Annotated in this window: 21 protein-coding genes; 11 read left to right on the forward strand and 10 right to left on the reverse strand. The window is 40.8% G+C overall.

Features of this window, described 5'->3' with window-relative positions:
* The first annotated feature begins 21 nt into the window (after positions 1 to 21).
* Both yhaM and NSS78_RS05005 read left to right on the forward strand, forming a co-directional pair.
* Complete coding sequence (yhaM, locus tag NSS78_RS05000) at positions 22 to 966, forward strand: 3'-5' exoribonuclease YhaM (RefSeq protein ID WP_342468307.1); 945 nt, start codon at positions 22 to 24, stop codon at positions 964 to 966.
* 114 nt (positions 967 to 1,080) lie between these two features.
* Positions 1,081 to 1,311: a sporulation YhaL family protein gene (locus NSS78_RS05005; protein ID WP_003211592.1), complete on the forward strand. Its 231-nt coding sequence runs from the start codon at positions 1,081 to 1,083 to the stop codon at positions 1,309 to 1,311.
* A 53-nt stretch (positions 1,312 to 1,364) separates the two neighbouring features.
* Here the strand turns inward: NSS78_RS05005 and NSS78_RS05010 are convergent, their stop codons facing one another.
* On the reverse strand, positions 1,365 to 2,249 hold the full coding sequence (locus NSS78_RS05010) for a peptidylprolyl isomerase (RefSeq protein WP_003211354.1): 885 nt from the start codon (positions 2,247 to 2,249) through the stop codon (positions 1,365 to 1,367).
* Between the two features lie 161 nt (positions 2,250 to 2,410).
* Between NSS78_RS05010 and NSS78_RS05015 the strand changes: the two genes are divergently transcribed.
* Together NSS78_RS05015 and NSS78_RS05020 are read left to right on the forward strand one after the other, a co-directional pair.
* Positions 2,411 to 2,497, forward strand: coding sequence for a YjcZ family sporulation protein (locus tag NSS78_RS05015; RefSeq protein ID WP_008361129.1), 87 nt, complete (start codon positions 2,411 to 2,413; stop codon positions 2,495 to 2,497).
* 146 nt (positions 2,498 to 2,643) lie between these two features.
* Positions 2,644 to 2,733 carry a YjcZ family sporulation protein gene (locus NSS78_RS05020; RefSeq protein ID WP_017360317.1) on the forward strand — a complete coding sequence of 30 codons (90 nt, stop codon included), beginning with the start codon at positions 2,644 to 2,646 and terminating at the stop codon, positions 2,731 to 2,733.
* Positions 2,734 to 2,786: 53 nt separating this feature from the next.
* Here NSS78_RS05020 and NSS78_RS05025 read toward each other — a convergent pair whose 3' ends face one another.
* A complete protein-coding gene (locus NSS78_RS05025) occupies positions 2,787 to 2,972 on the reverse strand; it encodes a hypothetical protein (RefSeq protein WP_072368131.1) in 186 nt (61 codons plus the stop codon).
* Between the two features lie 82 nt (positions 2,973 to 3,054).
* On the reverse strand, positions 3,055 to 3,573 hold the full coding sequence (locus NSS78_RS05030) for a DUF3267 domain-containing protein (protein WP_003210901.1): 519 nt from the start codon (positions 3,571 to 3,573) through the stop codon (positions 3,055 to 3,057).
* Positions 3,574 to 3,806: 233 nt separating this feature from the next.
* Here NSS78_RS05030 and NSS78_RS05035 point away from each other — a divergent pair, with 233 nt between their 5' ends.
* Positions 3,807 to 4,154: a YhaI family protein gene (locus NSS78_RS05035; RefSeq protein ID WP_050945394.1), complete on the forward strand. Its 348-nt coding sequence runs from the start codon at positions 3,807 to 3,809 to the stop codon at positions 4,152 to 4,154.
* Here the strand turns inward: NSS78_RS05035 and NSS78_RS05040 are convergent.
* On the reverse strand, positions 4,129 to 4,752 hold the full coding sequence (locus tag NSS78_RS05040; protein WP_050945393.1) for an HTH-type transcriptional regulator Hpr: 624 nt from the start codon (positions 4,750 to 4,752) through the stop codon (positions 4,129 to 4,131). The two genes, NSS78_RS05035 and NSS78_RS05040, sit on opposite strands and share 26 nt — an antisense overlap.
* Before the next feature lie 187 nt (positions 4,753 to 4,939).
* On the reverse strand, positions 4,940 to 5,296 hold the full coding sequence (locus tag NSS78_RS05045) for a YtxH domain-containing protein (protein WP_007497160.1): 357 nt from the start codon (positions 5,294 to 5,296) through the stop codon (positions 4,940 to 4,942).
* A gap of 128 nt (positions 5,297 to 5,424) precedes the next feature.
* On the opposite strand from NSS78_RS05045, the gene NSS78_RS05050 reads away from it, so the two are divergent.
* On the forward strand, positions 5,425 to 5,616 hold the full coding sequence (locus tag NSS78_RS05050; protein WP_003211362.1) for a hypothetical protein: 192 nt from the start codon (positions 5,425 to 5,427) through the stop codon (positions 5,614 to 5,616).
* 49 nt (positions 5,617 to 5,665) lie between these two features.
* On the opposite strand, the gene NSS78_RS05055 is transcribed toward NSS78_RS05050, so the two are convergent.
* From NSS78_RS05055 to NSS78_RS05065, 3 genes are all read right to left on the reverse strand, one after another.
* Positions 5,666 to 6,184, reverse strand: coding sequence for a tryptophan transporter (locus NSS78_RS05055; RefSeq protein ID WP_342468308.1), 519 nt, complete (start codon positions 6,182 to 6,184; stop codon positions 5,666 to 5,668).
* A gap of 125 nt (positions 6,185 to 6,309) precedes the next feature.
* Positions 6,310 to 7,389, reverse strand: coding sequence for a 3-phosphoserine/phosphohydroxythreonine transaminase (gene serC, locus NSS78_RS05060; protein ID WP_003210828.1), 1,080 nt, complete (start codon positions 7,387 to 7,389; stop codon positions 6,310 to 6,312).
* Positions 7,390 to 7,548: 159 nt separating this feature from the next.
* Complete coding sequence (locus NSS78_RS05065; protein WP_003212458.1) at positions 7,549 to 7,977, reverse strand: HIT family protein; 429 nt, start codon at positions 7,975 to 7,977, stop codon at positions 7,549 to 7,551.
* Between the two features lie 487 nt (positions 7,978 to 8,464).
* On the opposite strand from NSS78_RS05065, the gene NSS78_RS05070 reads away from it, so the two are divergent.
* From NSS78_RS05070 to NSS78_RS05080, 3 genes are read left to right on the forward strand one after another with little or no spacing between them, the layout of a single operon-like run.
* Complete coding sequence (locus NSS78_RS05070) at positions 8,465 to 9,205, forward strand: ABC transporter ATP-binding protein (RefSeq protein ID WP_003212171.1); 741 nt, start codon at positions 8,465 to 8,467, stop codon at positions 9,203 to 9,205.
* Positions 9,198 to 10,418 (forward strand): ABC transporter permease, encoded by a 1,221-nt coding sequence (locus NSS78_RS05075; RefSeq protein ID WP_137054833.1) that lies wholly within the window; start codon positions 9,198 to 9,200, stop codon positions 10,416 to 10,418. Before NSS78_RS05070 ends, NSS78_RS05075 begins: the two co-directional genes overlap by 8 nt.
* A 53-nt stretch (positions 10,419 to 10,471) precedes the next feature.
* Positions 10,472 to 11,179 carry an EcsC family protein gene (locus NSS78_RS05080; protein WP_212046110.1) on the forward strand — a complete coding sequence of 236 codons (708 nt, stop codon included), beginning with the start codon at positions 10,472 to 10,474 and terminating at the stop codon, positions 11,177 to 11,179.
* Between the two features lie 212 nt (positions 11,180 to 11,391).
* Here NSS78_RS05080 and NSS78_RS05085 read toward each other — a convergent pair whose 3' ends face one another.
* Both NSS78_RS05085 and NSS78_RS05090 read right to left on the reverse strand, forming a co-directional pair.
* Positions 11,392 to 12,579 carry a M20 family metallopeptidase gene (locus tag NSS78_RS05085; protein ID WP_050945390.1) on the reverse strand — a complete coding sequence of 396 codons (1,188 nt, stop codon included), beginning with the start codon at positions 12,577 to 12,579 and terminating at the stop codon, positions 11,392 to 11,394.
* Between the two features lie 499 nt (positions 12,580 to 13,078).
* Entirely contained in the window at positions 13,079 to 13,564 is a 486-nt protein-coding gene (locus tag NSS78_RS05090) for an antibiotic biosynthesis monooxygenase (protein ID WP_050945389.1), read from the reverse strand.
* Between the two features lie 127 nt (positions 13,565 to 13,691).
* Between NSS78_RS05090 and NSS78_RS05095 the strand changes: the two genes are divergently transcribed.
* Positions 13,692 to 15,827 (forward strand): PBP1A family penicillin-binding protein, encoded by a 2,136-nt coding sequence (locus tag NSS78_RS05095; RefSeq protein WP_050945388.1) that lies wholly within the window; start codon positions 13,692 to 13,694, stop codon positions 15,825 to 15,827.
* A 124-nt stretch (positions 15,828 to 15,951) separates the two neighbouring features.
* The gene (hemE, locus tag NSS78_RS05100) at positions 15,952 to 17,010 is read left to right on the forward strand and encodes a uroporphyrinogen decarboxylase (RefSeq protein WP_003211982.1); all 1,059 of its coding nucleotides are present in this window, start codon (positions 15,952 to 15,954) and stop codon (positions 17,008 to 17,010) included.
* Positions 17,011 to 17,024 lie beyond the last annotated feature (14 nt).

A 17,024-nucleotide genomic window follows, 5' to 3' on the forward strand; every position in this document is an offset into this window, starting at 1 on the left:
CATGGAAGGAGCTTTTATTGAATGGCTAAAGGGATCATGACCTATGATGTCGGCGAACAAGTTGACCTGCATTTATTAATTAAATCATCTACTAAAGGGATTGCGAGTAATGGCAAACCATTTTTAACGTTAATTCTTCAAGATCAAAGTGGAGATATTGAGGCGAAACTATGGGATGCGAAGCAGAATGATGAACAAACCTATGCCGCACAAACCATTGTGAAGGTAGTAGGCGATATTCATCATTATCGCGGGAGGAATCAGCTGAAACTTAGGAATATACGCCCTGTTGCTGAAAATGAGCAAATTCGAATCGATGATTTTCTCGAAACAGCTCCTATTCCAAAACATGATATGATGGATACGATTATGCAATATATCTTTGATATGAAAAACCCTAATATACAGCGTGTCACAAGACATTTGCTGAAAAAATATGGACAGGAATTCGCTGACTATCCAGCAGCGACAAAAAACCATCACGAATTTGTCTCTGGTCTTGCTTATCACGTGGTATCTATGTTGCATTTGGCTAAATCAATTGGGGATCTATATCCATCACTAGATCGAGATCTTTTATATTCAGGCATCATTCTTCATGATTTAGGAAAAGTCAAAGAGCTTTCAGGCCCAGTCTCAACCACCTATACGGTGGAAGGCAATTTAATTGGTCATATTTCGATTATGGTGACAGAAATTGCGAAAGCTGCTGAAGAGCTTGGCATTGATTCAGAAGAAATTCTGATTCTACAGCACTTAGTACTAAGTCATCACGGCAAAGGAGAGTGGGGCAGCCCGAAACCACCAATGGTGAAGGAAGCCGAAATTCTCCACTATATTGATAATTTAGATGCGAAGATGAATATGATGGATCGTGCGCTTGAGCATGTGAAGCCAGGAGAATATACAGAACGTATTTTTGCGCTAGAGAATCGTTCATTTTATAAACCAACCTTTCACGAATAACCATGTCAAAACGTCCGCTTATGCGGGCGTTTTTTTCATAACTTGTCTTCTTCTCGCATAAGCATGTAACACAAAGGAAGAGAGCTGTTCTGAAAAAAAGGAGGCGATGAAAAAATGTTGTTTTTTCCATGGTGGGTGTATGCATGTATCATTGGCATTATTTTCTGTGCGTATAAATTAATGACAACGGCCAAAGAGGAGCAAGAGATTGATCAATCCTTTATTGAAAAGGAAGGAGAAATTTTTATCGAGCGAATGGAGCAAGAAAGAGAGCGCAGACGACAGGGGCAGCAAATGAAAAGATCCCAAGATACGGCGGCACAAGAAGATCACTCGATTGCTTAATCAGGTGATATAAAAATCCCTCTGCCCGATCACGGCAGAGGGGTTTTTTGTGATTATTGGTTTTGTTGTGGTTGTTGATTTTGTGCGGGTTGTTGAGACTTTTCTTTGAATGTGTTTTCAAGTTCTTTATCTTTTACTTTCACATCGGCATCTTTCACCAATTTGTTTAAGATCGTTTGGATTTCATTTGTGTCTGCTTGTTTTTGATTAAGTAGTTCTTTTTTCAAGTCTGCTTTCATGTCATCGTATTTACCGCGTTCTTCGGTCTTTTTAATGATATGGTAGCCGAATTGTGATTTCACTGGTTTGCTGATTTCATTCACTTTTAGTTTGAATGCAGCTTTACTGAAGTTCTCGTCCATTTGACCTTCTTTTGCGAACCAGCCTACATCGCCGCCTTGTGCAGCTGAAGCGGTATCAGTTGAATATTCAGACACAACAGCATCCCATTTTTCACCTTTATCTAATTTCTTTTCCACTTCGTCAGCTGTTTTCTTATCAGCTACTAAAATGTGGCTTGCGCGGATTTTCCCTTTTAGGTCATCGTAATACGCTTTTACTTCTTTATCAGTGATTTTGATGTTAGCTTTGGCAGCCTTTTGAGTCAGCAGCTCATATTTCACTTGATCTTTGATGTAATCTTTTCCGAATTCATCTTGAAGTTGTTTTAAACGATCTTCACCAAGTGTCTTTTTATATTCTTCCATTTTCTTATCAATTTCTTTATCAGATACTTTGTATTTGTCAGCAAGAACCTTTTGTTGAACAAGTAGATTTAAAGCATCTCCACCTGCTTGTTTCTTAAGAGTCGTATAAAGCTCTTCTTTTGTGACATCTCCTGATTTTGTTGTTGCGATGACATCTTTATCACCGCTACTGCATGCGCCAAGAGTTAAAACACTAACTGCTGTTACAGCTGCTAAAGCCATTTTTTTCATTCAAAAAACACTCCTAATCTTTCCAATTTATTTATCATTGCTTGTATCATAACATATTGTGACACGCTGTAAAAAGAAATGCAAATGGGAGGGCATTCGTCTAGTCAAAAATTTGCGCGCTACATACACATATAGTGATCACAAAAAGGAGGCTGAATTATATGGGAGCAGGATATTCTAATGGGTTTGCTTTATTGGTCGTGCTATTCATTTTGCTGATCATCGTTGGTGCAGCATATCTTTATTAATTAAATCGCTGTGACAGAAAGGAGCCGTCCTGCCATGCGTGCGGGCGGTTCTTTTTTCAAACGATGACAGGTGCCTAAACGTTTTCAATTTTATAGCATACACTGAGCTTAGAACAGAGGAAGAACTGGCAGGAGGTGTTTTTTACATGGGAGGAGAAGTCTTCGCTGGCGGTTTTGCACTAGTCGTCGTGTTATTCATCTTATTGATCATTATCGGTGCATCTTGGATTTGCTAATTAATGAATATACACAAAAAGCTGCCCTCAAACTGGCAGCTTTTGCTTTGATCTTAAATAGATATGGTAATTTCAACAAATGATGAGATCAGTAAGATCAGTATCGATACATTGATAAAGCGAAACACCTTATCTTGCCGTTCTTCAGGAATCTCTCTGACAAGGCATAATGTATTAGTAAGCCTGTTTATTGAATACACAATAAACGCGGCAAAGACGATGAAGTAAAATAAAACTATCGGAGATCCCCCCTCTCTATGCTATTCCCATACTACATTACCAAATTTTTTATGAAAAAGATAGAAGTTGGCTTTAAAAACCTCATGATGAGGATGTTTGGTCAACTAAAATATCAAACTCGTCTTGGGCTTGATCGATGATGCAGGATTTAGGTGCTTTGAGCAGTTTCCATGCAAATAAAAAGTCAGGCAAACAATAGCCTGCATGAATACTTGCGATGATGATAAAATAGTGTGCATACATTGGAAACGCCACACCTAACACAAAGTAAACCGGTGAAATCACACAAAATGGACTGAGAAGTGAATAAAGCATGATGTTCTTTGGTACACGCTGCCAGCAATTGCGTTTAAATAGCGTCATTTTTTTCTTGTTTTTCATCACTGGGATCAAGTGAACCACGCGGTGGACAAGCAATGTCACAAGTAAAAGCATCGCAAAAAGCGGTGCGTTGTGACTGCTTAGTCTCGTTTCAGGATGAGTCAGTTGAAAACATAAAAAAGCCGTAATGAAAAAAAGTATAGCAAGACTTATGGCTGAAATCAGCAGTCTTGTATAACCATAATCCTTTTCAAGATTAATGGTTTTCCAACAATTCATTTTTCATCCTTCCAATCTTAAAAAACTAATTGAATATCTCAAGATAATTTACTCTTCCTGAGGATAAAAATCAATGGTTTTCATGAAAAAAAATAAAATGTTGTGTTCACATGGAATAAAGAGAGGAAACTTTGGATTTTTCAAGAAAAAAAGACAGAAGAGGGAGGTTCGTCTCTTTCGTCAATGAGTAATTTCGGCTAGAATAGAAAGACTAAGAGAAAGAGGGAACGTACATGAGTATTGAGGAACGAATGAGCCAGCTCGAATATTATATGGAACTTTTGCTGACGGCGACCGATATGAGCCGTTATCCATATTATGCATTATTGATCAGGCAGCGGGTATCGAAGGAAGAGGCGCAGGAAATTGAGCGTATTTGTGCTGAGCTTTCAGAGGAAATGGACAAGCAAAAAGCACAAGGCTACGTCATGTTTGACGATATGCTTGCGCTTTTTGCAGGACAGTTAATTGAAAAGCTGGATGTGCATGAGACGATATTTGCATTGCGTGATCAAGGGCTGTTTCAGCCGTTAATGAATGAATTTATAAAGATCATTAAACAATTTGATTTGCTTTATTAGCCGCTTTTTCTGCTGCATCAGCTGAGTCTTCAAGTTCCTCAGGTTTTTTCGTGACTTTTCCTCGCTCATCCAAAAAGTCCTTCTCAATGTTTGAAAACGATTTCTCAAAAATCTCCATGAAGTCCTCACCATAGATGTTTCGGATAATACACATCATTTCTAAAATCTCAGGGAACTTTCCGTAAATGTCATGAAGCGGCTGTGCACCTTTGACAATACCAGTTCGTGCAGGGTCATAATCTTCGAGTAGTTTATGGAATGTCTCTTCGCCTTTTGGCGTTAGCTCAATATACGTATTGCGTTTATCGTTTAACTTTTTAGAAAATTTTAAAAATCCTCGTTCCTCAAGTTTCTTGGAGAAGTTAAACGCCGTTGATACATGCATGACGCCAAACTTTGCAATTTCTGATATTGAAGCTCCTTTTAATTGATACGCAATCCACAAAATATGATGTTCATTGATATTTAGGTTATACGGTTTGATCCACTGCTGCCAGTCCTTTTCAATGGATTTCCAAAGAGCTTTGCTCAATTGGGCCATTCTTTGACTGAATAAAAGTGCTTCTTTTACATCGAAAGGCTTTTCCGAATGATTCATCCATTTCACCTACTTCTCTTTTTCTTGTAATTCTATTATGCCAATAAAATAAAGATTAATAAAGCTGAAAATTCAAGAATTTTTAAAACTCATGAAAAACATTGACAAAATAACCTTTTTTCAACAAAAAAAGTGCGGGATACGCACCCCGCACACTTTTGTAAACGAATATTTTTTCTTGAGTATATTAGTTTTGTAAGGTTTTCTCCAGTTGCTTGAGCTTTTCCTCAATTTCCTGAATTTCCTTTTGCAAGTCCTGCTGGTGAGGCTTGATTTCTTCACGCCATTGCTGAATCGATGTTTGTAATTCAGTTCCGACTTCTTTAATGACCTCTGCGCTTTCTTTTGCTGTTTCAACAATTTGCTCTTTTAAAGCCTGTCCATCTCTTTTTAATCTTGTCAGCGTATCTTCGAATTTGTCATAGCCATCTTTCATCTTTCCGCGCACATCTCTGCCAGAAGAGGGAGTCGTCAGGAGCACTGCCGCACCTCCGAGGAGACCGCCTACAAATAATCCTGTTAATAAAGAACGTCCACTAGCCATTCAAATCACCTCTAGTCAAATTTTACACATTCGCATGTTCTCTCTGAGCTGACGATCAGCTTCATTGAACTTCCATACATAGCTTGCTTTATTTTAGCATACTTTTGAAGAAAAGGGAGGGGAGAAGGTTGTCTGTCTTTCTGTTCGTTTTTACGTGTATCGGTGTCGTTTTTACAGGTGGTTCTATTCATTATGCAAGACAGCTGGGGTATGCAGGGTCTTATCCGCCAAAACATGTATTAAAGCAAAAAGCACTTGTGTGTGCGGCAGGTGCAGGAATTTCGCTCCTCATTTTGCTGCTGACCCTTTTTCTTTTATAAAAGCATGAAAAAAACCTCTTCATCTATTATGAAGAGGTTCGATTATTTGTTAAGCAACTTCTATCATTCTTGCACGTCTGAGAATGGACTGAGCAATTGGGAAGACAAATACCATGGCAATGGTATTAATCACGGCTGCTGGCAGGACGACGCCTACAAGAAGTGCCGGTAATGCAGCTGGCAGTCCAGTGATCAGTAATGCGGCAGATAGGAAAATCACGCCGGATACGATGGTTCCAATCGCAGTTAACACAGCGGTTAGCACTACTTTGTTCTTTATCTTCATGCAAGATAAGAAAAGGGCTAAGAAGATAAAGGCTGTTACTGGTTTATCAATCATATTCGGAATTTGTCCGCCTGGGAAACCTGTTGTTAATGCAGAAATGGCGCCTGTTACGAGGGCAATAACCACTACATGCTGTACCTTTGGGAAAAGGATGATGCTTAAAAACATCATAACCAGCATCATATCAGGTTTCATTCCGAAAAAGATGGGCGGGAAAATCGTATGCAAAACAGCTCCCATTGCTACAAGCAATGACATAATGACTAATTCTTTTGTTTTCATTTCTATGCTCTCCTCTGCTAAGCTCTTAGAACTCTCCAATAATATGGCTCATCATTTATTGCAAGAGTCATCACTTTATATTTCTCGTTATTATAACAAATTTATTTCTCTATAGAAAAGCTTTTTTACTCATTTTCTTGCTGGAACTTTTTCATAAAGTCCGCAAGCTTTTGGCAGTCTTCAATCGATACCGCATTGTAAATAGATGCTCTGCATCCACCGACAGAACGGTGGCCGGCAAGTCCAACCATTTGTTCCTGCTTTGCTTTCTCTACAAAGGAAGCAGTGAGCGCATCATCACGAAGGGTAAATGTGACATTCATATGCGAACGGCTGTCAGTGCGTGCGTGTCCTTTGTAAAAACCGCCGCTTTGATCAATTGTGTCATAGAGAATGCCTGCTTTTTGTTCATTGCGTTTTTCCGCTGCTTCTACGCCGCCAGCCTGTTTAACATGCTCAAGGACAAGAGACAGCATATAAATCGCAAAAGTCGGTGGTGTGTGATAAAGAGAGCCAGCTTTTGCGTGTGTTGAATATTTTAATATTTTCGGTGTGCTGCTTTTCTCTTTTTCTAATAAACGTTTGCGCGCGATCACAATCGTGATACCAGAAGGCCCTAGGTTTTTTTGTGCCCCAGCATAAATGAGATCAAATTGAGAAACATCGATTTTTTTGCTGAGAATATCACTGGACATATCCGCAATGAGCGGTAATGATGTACCAGGGAACGTTTTCCACTGAGTGCCGAAGATCGTATTGTTTGATGTGATGTGTAAGTAAGCGCCATCTGTTAAACCGGAGGCATCTACTTCTGGAATATACGAGTAGTTGTCGTCTTCACTTGAAGCAAACACAGATGTTTCACCAAACCCTTTTGCTTCTGATAATGCTTTTTCTGACCAAGCGCCAGTTTGAATGAAATGAGCCGTTTCGCCTTCATGTAAGAAGTTCATCGGAATCATCGCAAATTGAAGGCTAGCTCCGCCCTGTAAAAAGAGGACTTCGTAATCTTCAGGAATGTCCATCAGTTCCACCAACAGTGCTTTTGCCTTATTGTGGACTTCTTCATATTCACCGCTGCGATGAGACAGCTCCATCACAGACATCCCAGTTTGTTTAAAATCAACAAGTTCTTCCTGTGCTTTTTCAAGCACTTCTAGCGGCAGTGCCGCCGGACCAGCATTAAAATTCGTCGTTCGCTTCATCACAATCTCTCCCTATTTCTCGCGTTAATGGATCAAAAGATAAAACCATCCTATCACAAATTTGAAGCAATTGGACAAAAAATTTGAATCGTTTTAAATATCTTACTATTAAGAAATGAAGGGGATAAAAAGGGGTGGAAATGAGAAAAACCTCATCTATTAAGATGAGGTAAGGCGCGTGTGGATGGCAGAAGAAATCTCTTTTAAATCCTCTGACGTGTATTGATCTTGATGTGATTTCCATACGGCACCAAAGCCATCGCCTTTGCCGTAGCGCGGAATGATATGCATATGGTAATGGAACACAGATTGTCCGGCTTTTTCGCCGTTGTTGTTTAAAAGGTTTAATCCAATGGGTTCAAATTCCTGTTTGATCGCTCTTGCAATTTTCGGAATCGCTTGGAAGTAGTGATTAGATACTTCTGGTGTCATTTCGTAGATGTTTTCTTTATGTATTTTTGGAATTACAAGGGTATGCCCTTTTGTTACTTGGCTAATATCTAGAAAAGCCAATACATGCTCGTCTTCATATACTTTTGCACATGGAATGTCTCCATCAATGATCTTGCAAAAAATACAATCGCTCACGTCATGTCACTCCTCATTCATTTTCCTTCATCGTATCACAAAAATGAGCAAAAAAGAAAACAGGACAAGCGAACTCCTTTGGTCGCTCATCCTGCTCCTGCAGAAGAAATGCTGATGCTTTCATTCGATATGCCTTTTGAATTCTCTATTTACTGAAATAAAGAATTCATATGCCTGCTATTTCTGCCGTAAACACCTCATTTGACGTTTTGGTTTGTCGTATACATATTGTATAGGACACAAAAATCAAGAATCAGTGAAGCAAAACAGAAGCTAAGGTTTTTAGATGAAAAACCAACTTGTCATGCGGTTCTTTGCCTTTAACAAACACCTCATTTACTTATTGGTCATCAAGTTCATTTCTTCTACATACATTATGATGACCAAGATGCCTATTTTTTATTCTTGACTTGTCTATAGGTAAACATTTCAAATTACCTTTCGTTTTTGTTACTATAAAGGAAAAACGAAAGAAAGGAACGAATTCATGTCCCTTCTCACTGTAAAAGATGTAACGGGTGGATATACGAAGAATCCCGTTCTAAAAAATATCTCATTTGAATTAGAAAGAAATCAAATCGTCGGTCTCATCGGCTTAAACGGGGCGGGGAAAAGCACAACCATTCGCCATATCATCGGACTCATGAAACCGCATAAAGGTGTTATTGAATTGAATGGACGAACCCTTCAAGATGATCAAGAGGCGTATCGTTCGCAATTTACGTTTATTCCAGAAACACCTGTATTATATGAAGAATTAACTTTAAAAGAGCATTTAGAGCTGACAGCGATGGCTTACGGACTGTCAAAGGAACAATTAGATGAGCGTCTGCCGTCATTGCTGAAAGAATTTCGAATGGAGAAACGTTTGAAGTGGTTCCCTGCTCATTTTTCAAAAGGAATGAAGCAGAAGGTCATGATTATGTGTGCGTTTCTTGTTGAACCGGAACTGTATATCATCGATGAACCGTTCTTAGGGCTTGATCCTCTTGCGATTAATGCACTGCTTGAACGGATGAATGCTGCAAAGAAAAACGGTGCTAGTGTCCTGATGTCAACGCATATCTTGGCGACAGCTGAACGCTATTGTGATTCCTTTATTATTTTGCACGAAGGGGAAATTAGAGCGAAAGGAACACTGACAGAGCTGAGAGAACAGTTCAATATGAGAGATGCGACACTCGATGATCTTTATTTGGAATTAACAAAGGAAGAAAGCTATGAGTAAAACGACGCAAAGCATTTGGAAATCCCGGTTAGCGGAACACATACAAGATACAAGAAAATATTTAAAATACATGTTCAATGATCATCTTGTCATTGTGCTCATTTTTTTCCTTGCAGGCGGAGCGAGCTGGTATAGTAACTGGCTCAAACAAATTCCAGCACATTTTCCTTCCTACTGGGTCATGGCAGTTGTTTTCTCATTGGTGCTGACAAGCTCTTACGTGCGGACGTTGATCAAAGAAGCGGATCTCGTGTTTTTGCTTCCTTTGGAAGGGAAGATGGAGCCTTATTTAAAACAAGCTTTTAACTTTAGCTTCATTTCTCAGCTGTTTCCTCTCATTGCCGTATCCATTGTCGCACTCCCGCTTTATTCGGCGGTGTCTTCAGGCGGCATCAAGATGTATGTGCTTATATTGGCGCAAATGATTTTGATCAAGGGTCTGAATACAGCGATTCAATGGAGAATGACGTATTTTCAAGGAAAACAGATGAGATGGCTTGATGCATTCCTTCGTTTTCTATTGAATATGATTTTAATCTATACCGTTTTACAGGCATCTTATGCAATCGCAATCGTTTTTTATCTCATCTATGGTGTCTATCTCGTTTACTTAACCAATGCAGTCAAAAAGCAGCCTTTTCAATGGGAATTGCATATTTCTGACGAATTAAAACGAAAACAGCGTTTTTATCGTTTGGCCAATTTATTTACAGATGTGCCTCATTTAAAGAAACAGGTGAAAAGAAGAGCTTATATGGACTGGCTTTTGCAGTTTGTTCCGTATGACCAGCGTAAAACTTTTTCTTATATGTATGTGAGGGCGTTTGTACGCTCAAATGACTATTTTGGTCTCGTTTTTAGGCTAACTGCCGTGTTTGTCCTGATTATTTTGTATACAGGTGCAGCAGGCTGGGTGGGCGCGCTGCTTGTCTTGTTCACCGTGTTCATCACAGGTGTCCAGCTTGTGCCGTTAACGAAGCACTTTGCCCATCTTTCATTACAGGCACTTTATCCTGTTGCTCAGCAAGAAAAGGATCGGAGCTTTTTTGTTCTCGTCCGTAACGTGCTCATCATCCAATCGATATTGCTGAGCTGTTCAGTACTACCGGCAGGAGGATGGCAGGGAAGTGGACTTGCCCTTCTGATTTCACTGGCATTTGTGCTTGTCCTCTTCAAGCCTTACGTACTCAGTCGATTAAAAAAGATGCGATAAGCAGAGATATGTTTCTGACAGCGAGCGTATGATGACATCAAGGAGGGGACCGGATGAATGCAGCTGAACGGGAGTTATATGAAGAAGCCATTCTTTTTCAAACGCGTTTTTTAAGAAAACCTTCAAAGATCGAACGGTTTTCAAAAGGAGTTCAGCAGCAGGTGAACCGCCGAATCCCTGCCAGGTTTCATCAAGTCATCACAAGTGCGGTCAAAACAATGGTTGAATCCACCGTATCAGGATCTCACTTCACTTCATTTTCAGTCATTGATGAGCAATTATCCATCATTGAGCGAAATGAACTGGCAAAGGAGAAAGTGAAGTACTATCAAAAAGCAGCTGCGATCGAAGGAATTGGAACAGGTGCAGGTGGTATTTTGCTCGGTATGGCAGACTTTCCGCTGCTGCTTAGCATCAAGATGAAATGTCTTTATGAACTGGCATGTATTTATGGCTTTGATTTGTCTCAAAAAGAGGAAAGACTCTTTTTGCTCTGTATATTTCAACTCGCCTTTTCCGGCAGTGCGCATCGTCAAAAAATGATGAGCATCATTGATGATTGGGAAACGAGCCGTGAGAAAATGGATTGGTACAGCTTTCAGCAAGAGTATCGAGATTACATTGACCTAGTGAAGCTGTTTCAATTAATGCCGATTGTCGGAGCCGCTGTTGGCGGTGTGGCAAATCATCATCTGACAGGACAGCTCGGAGATGTTGCTCGTCATGTGTTTCATTTACGGGTGTTGAAAGAAATGAAATAGAAAAGCCGCTGTTTGCCAGCGGCTTCAGCGTGTAGACAAACCCTCGCATTCGTTGTCAGGTCTGCGCGCTTGGTGCTCACGAATGTTAAATTCGCTCCGCGCCAGTGCTCGCCCTTCCTAGACTGCAAAGGTTTTCTATCACACTGAAAAGAAGACAAAGGGCTAAAACCCTTTGTCTTTAATCTAGAGCCGCTGTTTGCCAGCGGCTTTTTTTATTCATCGTAGGAAAGGACAGCACGGGCGAGTACCTTTGCTGCGATAGGCATTGCTTTTTCGTTGATATCAAACTTCGGGTGGTGATGGGGATACGCGTCTTCGCTGTTTTCCGGCATGGCGCCTGTGTAAAAGAAGGTACCAGGGACATGCTGAAGGTAGTAAGCAAAATCTTCTCCGCCCATTTGGGTTTCCGCTTCTTTTACTTCTGTGACACCATCTGTTTGTTTTGCGATGTCAGCAATAAATTCAGTTGGCTTTGGATGATTTTTGACAGCAGGATATCCTCTCACATATTCATATGTGTAGCCGGCATCATGCATGTCGCACACCCCTTTTACGACCTGTTCAATTTCTCGTTCGATGGTGTGTCGTGCACTTTCTTCAAAGGACCGTGCAGTACCAGTCAAAACTGCAGAATCTGCAATGACGTTAAAAGCATTCTCTGCTACAAAACCTCCAACAGATACAACAGCAGAATCAACTGGATTGACTTTACGGGCAACGACTTGCTGCAAGTTTGTGACGATTTGTGAACCGATAAGTACAGCATCTTTCGTTAAGTGAGGCTGGGCGCCGTGTCCGCCTTTCCCCTGAACTCGGATAGAGAAGCGGTCGGCAGCTGCCATAAAGTTTCCGCTTTTATAAAGAACCGTGCCACAAGGCTCTGGAGACCAAAGATGCGTCCCGAATATGACATCGACACCGTCTAAGCAGCCGTCTTCGATCATTGGTTTTGCACCGCCTGGCGCATATTCTTCTGCATGCTGATGAATGAGGACGATTTTCCCTTTTAATTGATCACGGTGCTCATTCAAAATTTTCGCTAAGACAAGTAGTGTCGCTGTGTGCCCATCGTGCCCGCAGGCATGCATCACACCGGGCTTTGTCGATTTGTAAGGCACTTCCTTTTCATCATGGATAGGAAGCGCATCGAAATCAGCCCTGAGGGCAATCGTCGGGCCCGAAGAAGCTCCTTCGATAAAGGCGAGTACACCATGGCCGCCCACCTGTGTACGTGTTGGTATATGTAATCTGTCATAGTAGCTGGCGATGAAAGCGGCTGTTTCTTCTTCCTGGAAAGAAAGTTCAGGATTCATGTGGAGATGGCGTCTAATTTCAACCATTTCCTCATAATGTTCATCAAGACGTTCATTGATGCTTTTTTGTAAAGTGGATATTGTCATTGATTTGAAAACCTCCTTCATGCTCTTTTACTGATTGTATGGTAATTGTTAGAATCTTTCAACAGAAGAGAATGTCGTATGCGCATCAAAAGGTCATTTTACATAAAAGTCGAAGGTGCTATGAAGCGGAGAAAGGGAGGAATTGTATTGGGAAGCTGTCCAAATTGTTCAAAAGCGTTTTCTTTCGTTGAAAAGTTTCATTTATCACATACGAAAATGATGATGTGTCCAAGCTGTCGGCATCAAATCAAAGAAACCTTTGTATCAAAAATGATTTTTTTCATGCTCTGTTTGATTCCGCTATTGGTGATGCTCATTCAATTGAAAGGGGCTTCACCTATGCTGAAGTGGCCGATCTTATTAGGATGGATCCTATTGAATTTCTATGTACTTCAGCCGATCATTCATCGGTACGAGCTGACATCACGACGATAAAATGAAGAGCCCAGCGATTGGGCTTTTTTTCATAAAAAAAGGAAGTGCTGAAAGCAGCACTTCCTTAATTGTCTGTAACGGCATGATAGGATGTGAGATAAGCAGGACGAGAGAAGATGGAGCCAGTATCATCGTTTGGCTGAAAGAATGCTTCTGATTCTTGAAAGTCTTCAAATAAGTCCTCTGATGCCCAGAGTGTCATAATCAAATACACTTCTTCATCTTTTTTCGGTCTTAAAACACGAAGAGCCTGGAAGCCCCGCTGATGTTCTGAAATGTTCGTCTTCTTCTGAAAAGTAGATTCAAACAGTGCTCTGCTTTCAAGCTTCACAGGGATATGATTCAAGGTGACGAAGCCAGGTTGGACTAGCTCACCTTTCGCATAGATCACATCATAGGCATGAGGGGCTTTAAAAACAGTCTCGCCCTCCGTCTCATGGAAAAGAGCTGCTTGTTCTTTTCCGACCATATAAAGCAGATTTTCCTGATCGTGTTTCTTTGCGATTTTATGCAAGAAATCTGCTGTTCCATAGGTTATATAGACATTCATCTAAACCGCCTCCCGCTTGATAGTATAACAAAAGAATGATATATAATTCTTTGGTAGTCAATCCATAAAACATATTATGAAGCAATACATCCCATACTATCCGTATAAAGGAATGAGGTGACCTAATTTGAAGAAAAAGAAGATAATCATTCCATTAGTCATTGCAGGAAGTACAATCGTACTCTCATTTATTGGCTATCTGACCATTTTATTTTTAGGACATTATGTCATAGATGAAAAGAAGCTTGTATTTCACGCTTCATCCCAAATCATTGATCGGAATGGAAAAGAACTCACAAGTATGTATTCAGAAAATCGGGACCCTGTGTCAATAAAGGATGTACCTGATAAAGTAGCAAAAGCCTTTGTGTCTGTCGAGGACAAGCGGTTTTATGAGCATCATGGAATTGATGCGCAGTCAATTTCAAGGGCGGTTTATCGAGATATATTAGCAGGTGGAAAGGTAGAGGGCGGCAGTACAATTACTCAGCAGCTCGCAAAAAATATTTTTCTCACAAATGACAAAACCTTTCTGCGAAAAACAAAAGAAGTCATCATTGCAATTAATTTAGAAAGAGATTATTCAAAGGATAAGCTGCTTGAAATGTATTTGAATCAGCTTTACTTCGGTCATGGCGTCTACGGTATCCAAGCAGCAGCCAATTATTACTTTAGTAAAGATGTGAAAGATTTAACGGTCAGCGAAGGGGCTACACTCGCTGCGATGCCAAAGGCGCCGTCTACTTACTCGCCTGTTTTACACCCTGATAAAAATAAACAAAGACGGGACACGATTCTTAACTTAATGAATGAGCAAGGATATTTATCATCAACAGAAACAGTAGAAGCAAAAGGGAGAACACTAGGCATTCATTTAAAAAAGAAATCAGAAACGCCTTGGGTCGATAGCTATGTCGATCTTATCATTAAGGAAGCAGAATCAGAGTATGCCATTTCACATGAACAATTGCTTCAAGGTGGTTATACCATAACAGTTCCGATTGATATGAATCTGCAAAAGGTCACCTACGATGCGATGAAAAACAACCGTTATTTCCCGGGAAAAAGCGGTTCTCCTGAAAGCAGTGCCATCTTTATTGATAATGAGTCAGGGGGAGTAAAAGCAGCAATCGGAGGACGAGAATATCAAGCGAGGGGCTATAACAGGGTGACCGCTGTTAGACAGCCTGGATCTGTTTTCAAGCCGATCGCGGTATATGGACCTGCGCTACAAGAGAAAAAATTCCGACCTTATTCCCTGCTTGAAGACGAAGAAAAAAGCTATGACGGTTATTCACCAAAGAATTACGATGGACAGTATGAAGGCAAGGTCACGATGGTGGAGGCCCTCATGAAAAGTAAGAATACAGCAGCGGTGTGGACATTAAGCCAGCTTGGTATTGATACTTCGAAAACATATCTCGAGAAAATGGGAATCGATATTTCGGATCAAGGACTTGCCATGGCGCTTGGCGGTTTAGAAAAAGGGGTTTCTCCACTTCAAATCGCAGGAGCTTTCCACACATTTGCAAACGAAGGCGTATATCAAAAGCCTTTCTTCATTCAGAAAATCACCAATGATGAAGGAGAAACGGTAGAGAAAAATCGTAGTAAGCCAGAACGAGTGTTTAGCGTGCAGAATGCTTGGAATATGACAAGAATGCTGCAGCAAGTCGTCAAAGGCGGAACAGCCCAGAGCGGTTCATATGCTGGAGATTTAGCAGGTAAAACAGGCACGACCACATATTCAGGTGTGAAGGGTGCAACAAAAGATGCTTGGTTTGCCGGCTATACGCCAAGTACAACGGGTGCGATTTGGATGGGGTATGACAAAACCGATAACAGTCACTATTTAACTGGCGGAAGTCAATACCCAGTGCAGCTGTTTAAGGATATTTTAACGGCAGCCCAAATAACGAATGAAACGTTTAAAAAACCAGAGGGGATTAAAGAACTTCAAGCGCCAATTCATTTAGAGGGACTATCAGGATTTGAAGCCCGCTATGCGTTTAAAATCAAAGGATTGTTTACATTAGAGCTGTCTTGGGAGAAGCAAGAGGATAAACGGGTTGAATACCGTATTTATGAAAAGAGGAATGGGAACGAGACGCTGATCGATTCAGTGACAGGCGTAGGCAGCTACACAATGCCGTATGCCAATGTGTTTTCAGATGCGGAGTATAAGGTGGTTCCATATAATACTCAAACGCAAGAAGAAGGAGAAGGCAGTCCATATGTCAAGCCAGAGGCTTTTGGACGTTAATATTCGGCGATTTTTTGAACAATGAGCCGGTTTAGTATACCGTGCCTTGAAAAAGCGGTATAGTAAAAGCAGTGTTTGAGCCTTATACAAAGAGAGTGTAAGGCGAAAGGTGGAATGAAAGGTAATGGGAAAAACGAAGGCTTTTAATGACACGTTCTTAAAGGCGTGCAAAGGGGAAAAAACAGACCATGTACCAGTTTGGTATATGAGGCAGGCAGGACGCTCACAGCCTGAATATCGTGCCCTTAAAGAAAAGTACGGGCTATTTGAAATTACGCATCAGCCAGAGCTATGTGCTTATGTAACACGACTTCCTGTAGAACAATATGGTGTAGATGCCGCGATTTTATATAAAGATATTATGACCCCGCTTCCAGCTATTGGAGTGGACGTTGAAATTAAAAATGGCATTGGACCTGTCATTGATTCACCGATTCGGACAAAAGCAGATATCGAACGTCTTGGGGAACTTCATCCTGAAGAAGACCTGCCATATGTGCTTGATACCATTCAGCTTTTAACGAAGGAGCAGCTGAATGTACCGCTCATCGGTTTTGCTGGTGCACCATTTACGATGGCTAGCTATATGATTGAGGGCGGCCCGTCTAAAAACTATCATAAAACAAAAGCGCTCATGTACAGTGAGCCTGAGACATGGATGCTGCTCATGAACAAATTAGCTGATATGACGATCACGTACATACGCGCGCAGGTAAAAGCAGGGGTCAGTGCGTTTCAAATCTTCGACTCATGGGTGGGCGCTTTAAATGCAGCGGACTACCGGACATTCATTAAACCTGTCATGCAGCGAATTTTCACAGAGTTGAAGAGTGAAAATGTACCAATGATCATGTACGGAGTTGGTGCAAGCCATCTCGTGAAAGATTGGCATGACCTGCCGCTAGACGTCGTTGGACTTGATTGGCGTATGAGTGTAGACGAAGCGCGAAAAGAAGGGCTCACAAAAACGTTACAAGGAAATCTTGATCCAACGATCTTACTTTCTCCTTGGGAAGTCATTGAAGAAAGAGCAAAAGACATATTAGATCAAGGGATGAAATCAGATCACTTCATCTTTAACCTAGGTCATGGGGTATTTCCAGATGTTTCACCAGATACGTTAAAGAAGCTGACCGATTTTATTCACGACTATTCAGCTACACATAAAAAATCATCCATCTAAACTATTTCAATTGA

The organism is Bacillus sp. FSL W8-0920 (assembly GCF_038593215.1).
GTDB lineage: Bacteria > Bacillota > Bacilli > Bacillales > Bacillaceae > Bacillus > Bacillus pumilus.

What these genes read in the sequence shown, in the direction of transcription:
- NSS78_RS05085 (WP_050945390.1), bottom strand. Translation starts at nt 12,579, where the DNA reads ATGACAATATCCACTTTACAAAAAAGCATCAATGAACGTCTTGATGAA.
- NSS78_RS05045 (WP_007497160.1), bottom strand. Translation starts at nt 5,296, where the DNA reads ATGGCTAGTGGACGTTCTTTATTAACAGGATTATTTGTAGGCGGTCTC.
- NSS78_RS05070 (WP_003212171.1), top strand. Translation starts at nt 8,465, where the DNA reads ATGTCCCTTCTCACTGTAAAAGATGTAACGGGTGGATATACGAAGAAT.
- NSS78_RS05080 (WP_212046110.1), top strand. Translation starts at nt 10,472, where the DNA reads ATGAATGCAGCTGAACGGGAGTTATATGAAGAAGCCATTCTTTTTCAA.
- NSS78_RS05055 (WP_342468308.1), bottom strand. Translation starts at nt 6,184, where the DNA reads ATGAAAACAAAAGAATTAGTCATTATGTCATTGCTTGTAGCAATGGGA.
- NSS78_RS05010 (WP_003211354.1), bottom strand. Translation starts at nt 2,249, where the DNA reads ATGAAAAAAATGGCTTTAGCAGCTGTAACAGCAGTTAGTGTTTTAACT.
- serC (WP_003210828.1), bottom strand. Translation starts at nt 7,389, where the DNA reads ATGAAGCGAACGACGAATTTTAATGCTGGTCCGGCGGCACTGCCGCTA.
- NSS78_RS05090 (WP_050945389.1), bottom strand. Translation starts at nt 13,564, where the DNA reads ATGAATGTCTATATAACCTATGGAACAGCAGATTTCTTGCATAAAATC.
- NSS78_RS05040 (WP_050945393.1), bottom strand. Translation starts at nt 4,752, where the DNA reads ATGAATCATTCGGAAAAGCCTTTCGATGTAAAAGAAGCACTTTTATTC.
- hemE (WP_003211982.1), top strand. Translation starts at nt 15,952, where the DNA reads ATGGGAAAAACGAAGGCTTTTAATGACACGTTCTTAAAGGCGTGCAAA.
- NSS78_RS05075 (WP_137054833.1), top strand. Translation starts at nt 9,198, where the DNA reads ATGAGTAAAACGACGCAAAGCATTTGGAAATCCCGGTTAGCGGAACAC.
- NSS78_RS05030 (WP_003210901.1), bottom strand. Translation starts at nt 3,573, where the DNA reads ATGAATTGTTGGAAAACCATTAATCTTGAAAAGGATTATGGTTATACA.
- yhaM (WP_342468307.1), top strand. Translation starts at nt 22, where the DNA reads ATGGCTAAAGGGATCATGACCTATGATGTCGGCGAACAAGTTGACCTG.
- NSS78_RS05015 (WP_008361129.1), top strand. Translation starts at nt 2,411, where the DNA reads ATGGGAGCAGGATATTCTAATGGGTTTGCTTTATTGGTCGTGCTATTC.
- NSS78_RS05035 (WP_050945394.1), top strand. Translation starts at nt 3,807, where the DNA reads ATGAGTATTGAGGAACGAATGAGCCAGCTCGAATATTATATGGAACTT.
- NSS78_RS05005 (WP_003211592.1), top strand. Translation starts at nt 1,081, where the DNA reads ATGTTGTTTTTTCCATGGTGGGTGTATGCATGTATCATTGGCATTATT.
- NSS78_RS05020 (WP_017360317.1), top strand. Translation starts at nt 2,644, where the DNA reads ATGGGAGGAGAAGTCTTCGCTGGCGGTTTTGCACTAGTCGTCGTGTTA.